We start from the raw sequence: 12,717 nt of genomic DNA, 5'->3' as shown, positions 1-12,717 counted from the left end.
CCCGATTCGGGGTTGGCGATCGGCTTCGTGCACAACCGGTTGCTGACGCCCCTGGTGGTGACCGACCACGCCGCCTTCGTCGGGCTGTATGCCCTGACCCGGCGGGCCGTGGCCACGGCCCGTAAGCGCGGGTACCGGCCGGTGCGCTCGATGGGGGCGCCATACTGGGAGGCGGGGGCGGTCGCGGGGTGAGGGGGTAGGCCGCAGCAACGGCTCCGCTGGGTATGAGACGCCAGATAACTCCTCGCGTCTGTGGTCGCGATCACAGGACAAGCGGGAGCGTCGCTCCTGCCATCAAACGGATTATTGCTGGTGACAGCATGTGCCTCGACACCCGGAATCGAGCTTCGACCCGCCGGTTTTGTGGGAAACACTGCATCGGTGTGTGAGAATCTCCTACGCTCACACCAAACAATCGAGTCGCTCGGTACCTGAGGGCCATGTCGTTGTGTCTGCGAACGTGGGCTGGATCGAGTATGTGACAAGAGGGGAGGTGTCGGTTCGCGTGACCAATCAACCGGATAAGCGCATCTGCATTGTCGGTGGTGCAGGACACGTCGGGCTGCCGCTGGCACTGGTGCTGGCCGACGAGGGCTATGCCGTCGACATCTTGGATACCAACTCTGCCGCGTTGCGAACCATTATGGCCGGCAACATGCCGTTCATCGAGAACGGTGCCGAAGAACTGTTGCGGCGGTTGTTACCGACAGGGCGGATATCAGCGAGCACCGATTCCTTGATAGTCGGGAACGCCGACATCGTGATCTGCGTGGTGGGCACGCCGGTCGACGAGTTCCTGACGCCGCAGGCCCACACGTTCTTCCGAATTATCAACGAGATCAGCCCGTACTTCCGCGACGGGCAAACCTTGGTCCTGAGGAGCACGGTCTACCCGGGGCTGACCCAACGTGTCCACGACATGTTCCAGGAACGGGGGATAGGTGTTCATGTGACCTTCTGTCCCGAACGCATTGCACAGGGACACTCGATTCGCGAGTTGCGGCAGATTCCACAAATCATCAGCGGTTTTGACGCCAAAGGCCTGGAAGTTGTCTCGAATCTGTTCTCGAGGATTACCAGCGAAATCATCGAGGTTGAGCCGCAGGAAGCTGAACTGGCCAAGTTGTTCTGCAACAGCTACCGCTACATCCAGTTCGCGGTCGCGAATCAGTTCTACTTGCTCAGCCGCGAGGCGGGACTGGACTTCAACCGCGTGCACCATGCGGCCACATACCAGAACGGGCGCGTCGACAGCCTGCCTCGAGCCGGGTTGGCAGCTGGCCCCTGCCTGTTGAAAGACACCATGCAACTGGCCGCGTTCAGCAACAACAACTTCATGCTGGGTCACTCGGCCATGCTGATCAACGAAGGTCAGCCACAGTTCATCGTCAACATGCTCAAACGGCGCGTTGATTTGCGGGACAAGATCGTCGGCATCCTGGGCATGACCTTCAAGGCTGATTGCGACGACACGCGTGATTCGCTGAGCTTCAAACTCCGGCATTTGCTGATGCTCGAGGCTAAAGAAGTCATCCGGCACGACCCGTTCCTGGAGGGGACGGACTACTATCCGCTGAACACCGTCCTGGAACGTGCCGACGTCATTGTGGTGGGAGTGCCGCATTCCGAGTACCGCGGGCTGCGGATTCCGCCGGGCACGATAATCGAAGACGTCTGGGGATGTGTGGACGAGGGTGGGCAAGTCGACCCCGTCCTGAATGGAACTGATCCGATGACCCAAGAAGCGGAGGCGGCCGCACAGTGAAGGTTCTGGTAACCGGCAGCGCGGGATTCATCAACGGCTATGTTGTCGAGGAGTTGCTCCGCGCCGGACATGACGTTGTCGGTATCGACAACTATTCGAAGTACGGCAAGGTGGTGAAGAGTTACGACGACCACCCCCGCTATCACTTCGTCGAGGGTGATGTCAAAGACGTTGACTTGATGTTCGATTTGGTCGAGGGCTGTGATCAGATGATCGCCAGTGCCGCCCGTATCGGCGGGATCACCTACTTTCATGAGTACGCCTACGACCTGCTGGCCGAAAATGAGCGCATTGCTGCCGCCCACTTCGATACTGCGATCTACGCATACCAGAAGGGCTGGCTCAAGAAGCTCAACGTCATCAGCTCGTCGATGGTGTTCGAAAACGCGAGCGTGTTCCCGACGCCGGAGAAGCACATCGTCGAATGTCCCCCCCCGACAAGCACTTATGGGTTTCAAAAACTGGCCTGCGAGTACTTCGCCCACGGCGCCTACGAGCAATACGGACTGCCATACACCATCATTCGGCCCTTCAACTGCGTTGGCACGGGTGAGCAGCGGGCGCTCGGTGGCCGCGAAATTCCCAGTGGCAACGTCAAGCTCGCGATGAGCCACGTCGTACCGGACTTGATTCAGAAGGTGGCCAAGGGGCAGGATCCGTTGCACATTTTGGGTGACGGCACCCAGGTGCGGCATTACACCTACGGTGGCGATCTGGCACGGGGCATCCGTACGTGTATGGAGCACCCCGCCGCGCTCAACGGCGACTTCAATCTATCCACGCCGGAAGCCACGACGGTGCTGGAACTCGCCGAAGTGATCTGGAACAAGATGCGTCCGGGCGTACCGTTCAGCTACGAAAGCGACCCGCCGTTCGAGCATGACGTGCAATTACGCACGCCCGATGTTCACAAGGCCTCGGAGGTACTTGGCTTCGAGGCCACGACGACGTTGGATACCATGCTCGACGAGGTCATCCCCTGGATTGTGGATGCGGTTGAGACCGGGACCATTTGACCTGCGCCGCAGCTACCCGTAAGGACGACGTAGAGATCGTGAGCAACATCGACCTGGAACACCTGTACCGCAATCGGTTTGGCCACGACCAGCAGGTGCGCTACGCCATCTGGGGTGTGCTGGTTCGAAACTTCTTTCAGGTGTGGATCAGGCGCAGTGACACGGTGCTTGACCTCGGCTGCGGCTACGGCGAATTCCTGAATCAGGTGAGTGCGGCTCGTCGGATCGGCGTCGATGTGAACCCCGACAGTGCCAACATGCTCGAGTCGGGAATCGAGTTCCACAAAGGTCGAGCCGAAGACCTGAGCTTTCTCGGCGACGAGACGGTGGATGTGGTGTTCACCAGCAACCTGCTCGAGCATATGCAGAGCAAGGCGGACGTCGAGCGCACCGTCGCCGAAGTCCGGCGGGTACTCAAACCAGGCGGGCACTTGATCGCGATGGGCCCGAATATTCGGTTCCTCGCCGGTGATTATTGGGATTTCTGGGACCACGGAGTGCCAATCAGTGACCGTTCGCTGATCGAACTACTGGGTGTACTCGGGTTCACAATCGCGGAGACTCGTGACCGTTTTCTCCCATATTCAGCCTGCTGGTCCTTACCGAAATCTGCGCGCCTGGTGCGGCTCTATCTTGGGGTCAAGCCGGCATGGCCGATCTTCGGCAAGCAGTTCCTGATCCGTGCGCAGAAGCCACGACCGGGCACCGAGGGTGAACGTCTGATCAGTGTTGTCATCCCGGTGTACAACGAGGGTGAGAACATTCAAGTCTGCCTTCGGCGACTCACCGAGACCTTGGCGAAGACACCGCACGAACTGCTCGTGTGTTACGACTTCGACGAGGACACCACCCTCACCGCACTTGCCGCGATGCCCGACAAGCCGGCCACCGTGCGGTTGGTCCGGAACTCGTTGGGCAAAGGTGTCGCAAACGCGCTGATTGCGGGCTTCGCGGCGGCGCGTGGGGACGTGGTCGTCACCAGCATGGCCGACCTTTCCGACCCGCCGGCGGTAATTCCCTTGATGGCGGCCAAGATTCGCGATGAGGGTGCAGATATTGTCAGTGGATCGCGCTATATGCCTGGTGGCTCCCAGACTGGAGGACCGCGACTCAAGACGTTGATGTCGCGGACGGCCGGACTGAGTTTGCACTATGTGGGTGGTTTGTCGACGCACGATGCTACAACGAACTTCCGCGGCTACAGCCGCCGTTTTCTCGACCAGGTCCCGATTGAAAGTGTGCGCGGGTTTGAGGTGGGCCTGGAGCTGACGACAAAAGCGCACCTGCATGGCTACCGCATCGACGAGGTACCCAGTAGCTGGGAGGACCGAACCGCGGGAACAAGCAAGTTCGATCTGGTTGGCTGGCTCCCCGCATATTTGCGCTGGTATGGGCTGGCGATGCGGCGGCCGATGATGCGGGGGATCGGCGGCGGACTCGCGACGCTCGGGACCGCACAGGTGGTGCGGCGGTATCGGCGCCGCCAGTCACGGCAGGTTCTCAAACGTTGGAGGTGACGGTCAGAGCCATTCGCCTTCGGCCCACTCAGGTGTATTTTTTGGCCGCGGCGGGTTTCTTGGTTGCCACTGCGGTCCTCCGGGGTCCAGCGATCGGCGATTGGGGCTACCTGGAACCCCGACGAGGCAGAACTCATGGCACAGGCGCATGCGGCGCTCGCCTCGGAGGTTGTTCCGGGTCTCGTGGGAATTGAGGTGGCGGTCCCCCGCTCGTGACCTGCCGGTGTGGTAAGTGTCGGGCGTTCCGCAAGAACAGCACCAGCGAAGGGGGCCACCATGAGGGGCAGTAGTCAGAACAGGCCTGGGAACGCGACCGTGGTCGCGGTTCCAGAGCGCGGCGGTGTGGCGATGGCCGAGATAGCCGGAAACATGCAGGAGGGGTTGCTGGCGCTGGCCGTCGGGGCGGCGTTACCCGGTTGGGCTTGATCCCGTCGGCCAGCGGATCAGTGAAGCCGCCTCTGCCACAAGCAAGTTTGCGGTATCGCGGAAGTTCGTGGCGATGACCGAGACCGCCCTGGCTGAGCTGCTGGCCAAGGACCTCTCCGATCTGGATGTGGTGGCGCTGCTGGTCGACGGTGTGCATTTCACCGAATCGTGCTGCGTGATGGCCCTCGGGATCGACATCGACGGCGTCAAGCACCCGCTGGCGCTGGTGGAGGGCTCCACCGAGAATGCGACGCTGGTCACTGAGCTGCTGGTGGGCCTGCGCGACCGCGGCTTGGACATGACCCGCCCGATGCCGGTCGGCATCGACGGGTCAAAGGCGCTGCGCAAAGCCGTGCTCGACGTCTGCGAGCGCCCGGTCATTCAACGCTGCCAAATCCATAAGGTCCGGAATGTCAAAGACCGCTTGCCGCAACGGCTTCGGTCCATTGTAGGCCGCAGGATGACCGATGCTTATCACGCCGATTCAGCGTTGGAGGCCCAAGCCGCGCTGCAGGCATTGGCCGCCGAGCTCGACCGCACCCACCCCGGCGCTGCCGCATCCCTGCGTGAGGGGCTCGACGAGACGCTGACGGTGCTGCGCCTGGGTGTGCCGCCCACCCTGGCGCGCACGCTGCGCCCGACCAACACGATCGAGTCGATGATCTCGGTGTGCCGCGAACACGCGGGCAACGTCACACGCTGGCGCAACGGCAAGATGGCGCTGCGTTGGTGTGCGCCCGGCATGGCCGATGCCGGCAAGCAGTTCCGCCGCGTCAACGGTCACCTGCACCTGCCAGCGCTGCGGGCCGCACTTGAGCGGGAGTTCGCCGAATCTGTCGGACACGTCGTGCACAATGACCAGGTGAGCGCAGCCTGATGCTCACCGGACCGCTACCGAAGTTCCACGGAACTTGGGAAATCCTCGTCTTCCTGCTAGCGTGATTTCCTCACGAGTCTATCCGGACCTCTTTGAGCTGGTTGTTCAGCACTTTCGCGCGGTCCCCAGCGGCGAGGACTGTGATGGCTGCATGTCCTACGTGCGCGACGACCTTCCCTCGAAAGGGCACTCTGACGGCCGCGACCACCGCATGACGACGCACGACTAAGGAGGTCCGTTGGATTCAGCACCGACGAATGGCGTCGACCCAGACTCGAACTCCGATCGCAGCAGTCACAGCTTTGGCGCGCGAATTCGTATGCGCAGCCTGGCGATGACACCATTTGCTGGTTGGCTGTCAGCGGTGATAGCAGTGGGGACATTGGTTCGCATTCCGCAACTTTTTCACAGGCTGAATGAGATGCATTCCTTCCGTCAAACGCAAACAGCCTATGTAGCACTGGAATACGCGCGCCGCGGTATCAACCCGCTACATACCCCGCTGCCAATATTCGGCCCTGACGCGGATGTGCCGATGGAGTGCCCGTTGCCCCAAGCCGCTGCTGCGGTACTGATTCGTCTGGGTCTCGGCTCCGACGCAGCGATGCGGATCATCGGCCTCATCGGATTTCAGGCCGCAGCTGTTCTATTGGCGGTGCTGGTTTTCCGCTGGCATGGCCGGTTGACCGCGCTTGTCGTGGTGGTGCTCTACGAGTTCTCGCCCTTCGGGTTGGCGTGGGGTGCCGCCGCCCTCATCGACTTCCCCGCTGTCGCACTCGCACTCGGAATGGTTGTCGGCCTCGACTCTTGGTTTCGAACCGCTTCAAACGTCGGGCTGCTGACGGGGTCGATTTGCGCGTGGATGACAGCCCTTGTCAAAGCCACCACTCTGCCCGCATGGTGTGTGCTGGCCGGAGCATCGGCCCTCGCGGTCTACCTGACTACGCGTTCGCTGGGCCGCGTCGCCATGGGAATCCTTGCGGGACCAGCGGTAGCCGTGGCGGTCGCCATGGCGTGGGTTCGCTACGGCGACTCGGTCAAAATTCAGAATCCGTCGACTGTGTTCTTGACAAGTGAAAACCTGCGCCAGTGGAATTTCGGGACGCTGGGTCAACGTTCCCACTGGGCCGAGTACGAGCCCGTTCTGACCAGGATCTCCGATGAGATTGTCGGTTTGAGTTCCGTCCCCCCGCCGTTGCCACTGGCAATTTTCGGGCTGCTGGCGTTCGTCGTATTCGGGATACTAGCGGCCCCCACATGGGTAGAGCGAATTCGCCGAGCTGGGTGGCTAGGTGTCGCCGCAAGTGCGCCAATGTTGTTCTTCAACTTATATCAGGTTCACAGCTACTACCTGATAGCCGTATTCCCGGCGATAGTAGCTGTCATAGGATTGGGAATTGTTGAGGTCGCGCGCCGCATACGCGGCCGATTTGCCGTCGCGCTGTGTGTGCCGGTGGTGTTTTTCAACCTGAATATGGCCCAGAGCTACTTTTGGACAGCCCTGTACCCCGCCATCATTTCGACTGTCACGCTAGGAACAGTTGCAGCTGTTCAGCGACTGCCTAGGCAGGCGAGCCTTGTCGCACTGGCAGGGGTTGCCTTCGTTGTCACCGGTTCCGCGGCACCGCAAAATCTCGGGCAATGGACGGTATCGCCACAACCTGATGCTGGTGGGGAGCGCCTCCGCGCGGCCACCCGCCCAGATGATCTCATCTTGGTCGCCAACTGCGATTGGGACCCGACAACCCTGTACTACGCTGACCGGCGGGGACTGATGTTGACTCGCTTTACCCCCGATGCGTGGAGACGCGCAGACATCAGCGCCTATAGCTACGTGTACAGCTGCGACCCCACCGCCGCTGTCCAGCAGCACCTCCCGCCCGGTTACCGGGTGATTCCTACATCCACGACAGGGTTGCAGCGGTTGGTTCGAGCGTCGGTGCCATGAGCGCGGGGGTGATATCCGTGGCATTGGACCGAACGCGGACGTGGGTGCACACGACAACATGGGGTTCCACCGGCCGGCACCAAGGGCTAGCGGCGGGTGTGGCTGCACTGGTCATTGCCCCGCAGTCGTCGGTAGATGCCCGAATCGGGCTCGACCCATCCTGGGAAGCAGCCAACGCAATGGCATTGGATCAGCACATCGCGTGGGGCCCCGAGGTGGTATTCACCTACGGACCGCTCGGATTCCTGCAGACCACGGCCTACTATGCCTACGGCCAGTCGGTGCTTGCCACCGGGTATCAGTTCATCGTTGTTGCCGGGCTCTTCCTGGGGATTGCCGCGACGTTGCGCCAGCGGTATGCGCCGATGACATCGATCATCGGCGCGTTCGTTGGGACCGGCCTTGCCGCCTTCCTTCAGGTCGGTCACGGGTCAACTTTGGGCATGATGCACCCGGAGTTGGTGATTCTTGCGGCTTTCACCTGGCTAGCGGCTCTGACATTGCAGGAGCACCCTCGACGATCAACGGTTTTCGTCACGTGTGTGGCGCTCGGTGCCGTCGCAGGATTGCAACTGCTGGTCAAGTTCAATACCGGACTTACGGTTCTGATGGTTGCTGTTGCCGGGTCGGTCCTGCTCGGCTGGCGAGCTTGGATGCGCCACTGCGCAACGGCGGCGGCGTTTGCCGTATCCGCCGTGACTTGGTGGCTCGCCGCCGGGCAACGATTGGGAGATCTGCCGGCGTGGCTGAAGTACAGCGGCGCCATCCTGTCCGGATATGGCGAGGCGCAGGCGGAGCCGCTCACCCCGAATGCCCGGCCCGCCATGCTACTGGCCCTGGTATGGATCGTGATGCTCTGTGTGATGTTCGTACACGGCGGTCCGGCAATTCCACGCAATCTAGTACTGCTGGCCGGGCTATTGACCGCAATCACCGTCAAGACCGCCTTCGCGCGGTACGACATTTGGCATTTCAGCGCGCTGCTCGGCGTGATCGCCGTCACCACCGCAATCGTGCCCTCGGTCCGTCTGCACCACCGGATCTATGTGCTGCTCGTGGTTGCGCTTGCATTCTACGTCGTTGCCGGAACACCCCTTGAAGGCCGCTTGTGGCCACCGAACAAGGTGTTCCTATCAGGCGCCGACCGCGTGGTCGGGCTCGCGCTGCCGGGCCACGTCGAACAACGCATTCAACGAGCCAAGGCTGGGCAACGCGCAGCCTACGACGTCCCAAACCGCATTATCGAAGCCATCGGATCCAAGACCGTCCATGTCGATCCCTACCAGACCTCGGTCGTGTGGGCCTACGACCTCGCGTGGCGGCCCGCGCCCATGTTCGCGACCTACTCCGCCTACACCCCCGAACTCGACAAGCTCAACGCGGACACGCTGGCAGACGGGCCTGATTTCGTCCTATCGCGGGTCTCCGGTACCTCACCGGCCATCGGAATCGACAACCGCCTCGCCGTACAAGAGTCTCCCCTGTACTCGCGGGCCCTGCTGTGCGATTTCACCCTGACCGGTGTCGAGAACCATTGGGCGTTGTTCACCCGTTTTCGAACCGGCGCTGTGGGCCGCTGTCGCAGACTCAGGGCGGCAGGGGGCCCGTCGAGATCCCGGCGCCCAGCGCCCCGGGTATGGCGGTCCTGGTGGGGATCGATCTTGATCCGACGATCATCGATCGGCTCGTTCAGGGAAAAATCCTCCCGCTGGAAACCTTCACCGCGGTACTCGACGGGATCAGCTACCGCCTGATCAATGAGAATGCGGCCGAACCGTTCCTTGTCGTCAGCCCCGCGTCGGTTGATGGCACCAATCTCGATATCCACGCCCACACCATCGAGATCGACCGGTCGCGGTCTCTGGGGCAGGGCGATGTGCAAGCGGGATTGCGCTTCTATGAGATGAGGGTGGGGGCTTAGGCGGCGTCATACCGGCGGCTTGATGAGAATTGCCTGCCCGCCGGTCGCCAGTCGCAGGATCTGCAGGCCTCGCTCTTCGGCGAACCGGTCGTAGCCGATCTTCTGTTGGTAATGCCGCGGCCATCCGTAGTCGTCCATGATGACGATGCCGAAGGGGACGATTTTCGGCCAGAAATACTCGAGTGCAGCGATTTCCGGCGCAGTGCAATTCATGTCAAGATGCAGGTAGGCGATCTTTTCGCTGGTGACTTCGTCGAGCGTCCCGGGTACCGCGCCTCGAACCAGCTCTACGAATCCCATCTCGGCGAAGGTGTCCGACACTCGCTCATAGCAGTCGGAATAGTCCATGTAACCCGAATGCGCTTCTTCTTCCGGCGAAAGCTGAGAGTGATCGAACCCCCGGAATGTGTCCAACAGCCAGAAGCGTTTCCCGAGGCGACCGAAATCGGTGTGGGTGATGACGGCCATCGCCGTGCCTCCACGATCGACCCCGCACTCGACAAAGTCTCCGTCGAGTGCAGCGGCGTGATTGGCCGCCCAGCACAGCACATGAATCCGCTAGCGAACATTCCACCTGCCGAACGACCCGGTGGCCTTGGCCGCCGCGTAAACACGCTTGAAATGATCGGTCTTGCGAAAGTCCGCGTTGGTTGTCGTGAAAAGCCCGTCTTCGTAGAAGCTGGAGCGCAACCTCCGCGTCATGAAAAGGGTGTTCGCTATCGGGTGCGGCAGATTTTGAATGAAGCTTCGCATTGGTCTCCTCCGCATTGTTCGCCGACGCCGTTGGCGAAAGCCTAACCGCTGCTCGACCCGCGGCCAGCAAGGCCGGCAACCTACGGGAATCACCTCCACGTCCGCAAAATTCACCGATACGTCGGACAGTTCGGCGATGACGTGGCCTTGATCCGGCCGTCGGGCCGAGTTGTCGTGGTGGGCTGGCGCGGTCATCCCACGTCGGGGTGATTTCCCTGTTCGGATGGAATCTCGGCGCTGGCCCAAGGGATGCCGATGACGTCGATCGGGTCACATCAGCGTGGTCCCGTTCACGAAAGAGGTCCATTGGTCAATCCTGAGAACTACATTAGATATATGGCTGTGCTGAGTCGCCCGGCGATCTCAGTGGTAGCACCGTGCTTCGACGAAGAAGAGGTCCTGCCGCTGTTCCTGAGCCGGGTTGGAGGAGTGCTGGACGAATTCGGTGGTACCAGCGAAATCATCCTGGTCGATGACGGTTCCCGCGACCGGACCTGGGAGATCATCGAAAAGGCGGCGGTGGAGAATTCGCGCGTCGTCGGTGTTCGGCTGATGCGCAACCACGGACACCAGCTTGCGCTCACCGCCGGGCTGAGCGTGTGCCGTGGGGAGCGAGTGCTGATCGTCGACGCCGACCTGCAGGATCCGCCCGAACTGTTGCCCGAGATGATGACTTTGATGGATGACGGTGCTGACGTGGTCTACGGGCAGCGCCGTCGGCGCGAAGGTGAGGGACTGTTCAAACGTGCAAGTGCTTCGATCTTTTATCGGACGATCGGCCGGATGACCGAAATCCACATCCCCAATGACACGGGTGATTTTCGGCTGATCACTCGCCGTGTGTTGGACCTGCTGATCGCCATGCCGGAGCGCCACCGGTTCATTCGCGGCTTGGTGTCGTGGATCGGCGGCAAGCAGGTGCCGCTGGTGTATGATCGTGACCCGCGCGCCGCAGGTGAGAGCAAGTATCCGCTCTCCAAGATGGTGCGGTTTGCGATCGACGCCATCACTGCGTTCTCGATCGTGCCATTGAAGCTATCGGTGATACTGGGCTGGGTGATGGCCCTGGTCGGATTCGGCGCCGCCATCAACTCGATTCGAGGCGCGCTGCTCGGGCAGACGGTTCCCGGCTGGAGTTCGCTGATGGCCATGATCGGTCTGCTTACCGGCATGCAGTTTCTGTTGCTGGGCATTATCGGCGCCTACCTCGGCAGGATGTACGACCAGAGCAAGGGGCGGCCACTGTTCCTGATCCGCGACATGGTGGGAGGCCCCGGCTGGTTGGCCGCAACTGCCGATCAGGCGCGCGGGACCCCGGACGCGGTACCCGACGGTTCGGGCTAGCGGGCTGTCGATGACTTCGGATGCCTTTGCGGGGTGCGACGAGCACCCTCATCCACCGGCCGGTATGGCCGGCCCGCCTGGCCCGCTATTCCGGCTGATCAGGGATCAGCGCATCGCCTTCCTGATCGTAGGAAGCATGAACACCGCAATCGGGGCCCTGTGGTTTGTGCTGTTCCTGTGGCTGCTTCCCGCAGGCGCCGCTGGGTACCTGAGCGCTCTGATCTGCGCTCACATTTGCGCGGTGTTGTGTGCGTTCGTCCTTTATCGCAGGTTCGTATTCCGGGTGACCGGCCATGTGTTGCGCGACTTGGCGCGATTCGAACCGGTCAACCTGTCGACATTGTGTTTCAACTTCGCTGTTCTACCCGTATTGGTGGAAGTGATCGGCTGGCCGGTGCTGCCATCACAATTCGCTATTGCGGGCGTTACCGTGGTGTACAGCTGGTTCGCTCATCGCGGCTACTCCTTTCGGCGTGGCGCCGCTGAACTTGAGGTGCCCGAGCCCGAGCAACTATCGCCGTGACGCCATTGGTATCGGTTGTCATTCCGGCTTATAACAGCGTCGCCTACATTGCAGCGACAATGGAATCCATTCTGGGGCAAACCTTTACCGACTTCGAACTGGTGGTTTCCGATCACAGCTCGACCGATGGGACCTGGGAGGTGCTGCAGCAGTTCGCGGCTGATCAACGAGTTCGCCTGAGCCGCTTGCCTTCCGGCGGCGGAGCGCCCGCGAACTGGAACGCGGTAACCGGCCGTGCTGCCGGCGAGTTCGTAAAGTTGGTCTGCGGCGATGATCTGCTGATGTCGGACTGCCTGGCCGAGCAGGTGGCTGCGTTGGAGGCACACCCGTCGGCGGTGATGGCGGCGAGTCCCCGGGACGTTATAGATGCTGCGGGCACACCGGTGCTGCGGAACCGCGGGTTGGCCGGACTGCGCGGGGAGGTCCGCGCCGTGGACGCAATACGGCGTGACATTGCGGCCGGTACCAACATCTTCGGTGAGCCGGGTTGCGTGCTGTTCAGGCGCGAAGCGCTGGTTCGCGCCGGCGGCTGGGATGGCAGGTTCCCGTACCTGATCGATGAAGCTACCTACTGCGCAGTGTTGCACCGAGGCAATCTGGTCGCTGTGCCCCGCACGCTCGCCGCGT

General features: G+C 61.7%; 11 protein-coding genes and 2 pseudogenes. 11 read left to right on the top strand and 2 right to left on the bottom strand.

Annotated features, from left to right (window positions below; genetic code table 11):
• The 8 genes and pseudogenes from ACK5M9_RS01160 to ACK5M9_RS01125 form a co-directional block, all read left to right on the top strand.
• A pseudogene (locus ACK5M9_RS01160) lies at positions 1-192 on the top strand (esterase); the annotation flags it as partial.
• Between the two features lie 313 nt (positions 193-505).
• Positions 506-1,765: a nucleotide sugar dehydrogenase gene (locus tag ACK5M9_RS01155; protein WP_416891375.1), complete on the top strand. Its 1,260-nt coding sequence runs from the start codon at positions 506-508 to the stop codon at positions 1,763-1,765.
• Positions 1,762-2,781 (top strand): NAD-dependent epimerase/dehydratase family protein, encoded by a 1,020-nt coding sequence (locus ACK5M9_RS01150; protein ID WP_416891374.1) that lies wholly within the window; start codon positions 1,762-1,764, stop codon positions 2,779-2,781. Before ACK5M9_RS01155 ends, ACK5M9_RS01150 begins: the two co-directional genes overlap by 4 nt.
• Before the next feature lie 38 nt (positions 2,782-2,819).
• Positions 2,820-4,298 carry a glycosyltransferase gene (locus ACK5M9_RS01145; protein ID WP_416891373.1) on the top strand — a complete coding sequence of 493 codons (1,479 nt, stop codon included), beginning with the start codon at positions 2,820-2,822 and terminating at the stop codon, positions 4,296-4,298.
• A 276-nt stretch (positions 4,299-4,574) separates the two neighbouring features.
• A complete protein-coding gene (locus ACK5M9_RS01140; protein WP_416891372.1) occupies positions 4,575-4,724 on the top strand; it encodes a hypothetical protein in 150 nt (49 codons plus the stop codon).
• Positions 4,696-5,601, top strand: a pseudogene (locus tag ACK5M9_RS01135) (IS256 family transposase); the annotation flags it as partial. The gene ACK5M9_RS01140 and the pseudogene ACK5M9_RS01135, both read left to right, overlap by 29 nt.
• Positions 5,602-5,839: 238 nt before the next feature.
• On the top strand, positions 5,840-7,549 hold the full coding sequence (locus ACK5M9_RS01130; protein ID WP_416891371.1) for a hypothetical protein: 1,710 nt from the start codon (positions 5,840-5,842) through the stop codon (positions 7,547-7,549).
• 281 nt (positions 7,550-7,830) lie between these two features.
• Positions 7,831-9,303 carry a hypothetical protein gene (locus ACK5M9_RS01125; protein ID WP_416891370.1) on the top strand — a complete coding sequence of 491 codons (1,473 nt, stop codon included), beginning with the start codon at positions 7,831-7,833 and terminating at the stop codon, positions 9,301-9,303.
• A 173-nt stretch (positions 9,304-9,476) separates the two neighbouring features.
• On the opposite strand, the gene ACK5M9_RS01120 is transcribed toward ACK5M9_RS01125, so the two are convergent.
• Together ACK5M9_RS01120 and ACK5M9_RS01115 are read right to left on the bottom strand one after the other, a co-directional pair.
• Positions 9,477-10,019, bottom strand: coding sequence for a TylF/MycF/NovP-related O-methyltransferase (locus ACK5M9_RS01120; protein WP_416891369.1), 543 nt, complete (start codon positions 10,017-10,019; stop codon positions 9,477-9,479).
• Between the two features lie 9 nt (positions 10,020-10,028).
• Entirely contained in the window at positions 10,029-10,172 is a 144-nt protein-coding gene (locus ACK5M9_RS01115; protein ID WP_416891368.1) for a hypothetical protein, read from the bottom strand.
• A gap of 387 nt (positions 10,173-10,559) precedes the next feature.
• On the opposite strand from ACK5M9_RS01115, the gene ACK5M9_RS01110 reads away from it, so the two are divergent.
• The 3 genes from ACK5M9_RS01110 to ACK5M9_RS01100 all read left to right on the top strand — a co-directional run.
• A complete protein-coding gene (locus ACK5M9_RS01110) occupies positions 10,560-11,567 on the top strand; it encodes a glycosyltransferase family 2 protein (RefSeq protein ID WP_416891367.1) in 1,008 nt (335 codons plus the stop codon).
• 64 nt (positions 11,568-11,631) lie between these two features.
• Positions 11,632-12,090: a GtrA family protein gene (locus ACK5M9_RS01105; protein WP_416891376.1), complete on the top strand. Its 459-nt coding sequence runs from the start codon at positions 11,632-11,634 to the stop codon at positions 12,088-12,090.
• A 59-nt stretch (positions 12,091-12,149) separates the two neighbouring features.
• The coding region (locus tag ACK5M9_RS01100; RefSeq protein WP_416891366.1) for a glycosyltransferase family 2 protein at positions 12,150-12,717 on the top strand (568 nt) is incomplete at its 3' end.

The sequence above is a fragment of the Mycobacterium sp. genome (assembly GCF_047975165.1).
Classification (GTDB): domain Bacteria; phylum Actinomycetota; class Actinomycetes; order Mycobacteriales; family Mycobacteriaceae; genus Mycobacterium.
Note: the sequence above shows the minus strand (reverse complement) of the source record. Positions and strands in the feature narration are given on the sequence as shown.

Excerpts from the sequence above, each read along its gene's own strand:
- ACK5M9_RS01140 (WP_416891372.1), top strand. The coding sequence starts at position 4,575 with ATGAGGGGCAGTAGTCAGAACAGGCCTGGGAACGCGACCGTGGTCGCG.
- ACK5M9_RS01115 (WP_416891368.1), bottom strand. The coding sequence starts at position 10,172 with ATGACGCGGAGGTTGCGCTCCAGCTTCTACGAAGACGGGCTTTTCACG.
- ACK5M9_RS01110 (WP_416891367.1), top strand. The coding sequence starts at position 10,560 with ATGGCTGTGCTGAGTCGCCCGGCGATCTCAGTGGTAGCACCGTGCTTC.
- ACK5M9_RS01105 (WP_416891376.1), top strand. The coding sequence starts at position 11,632 with ATGGCCGGCCCGCCTGGCCCGCTATTCCGGCTGATCAGGGATCAGCGC.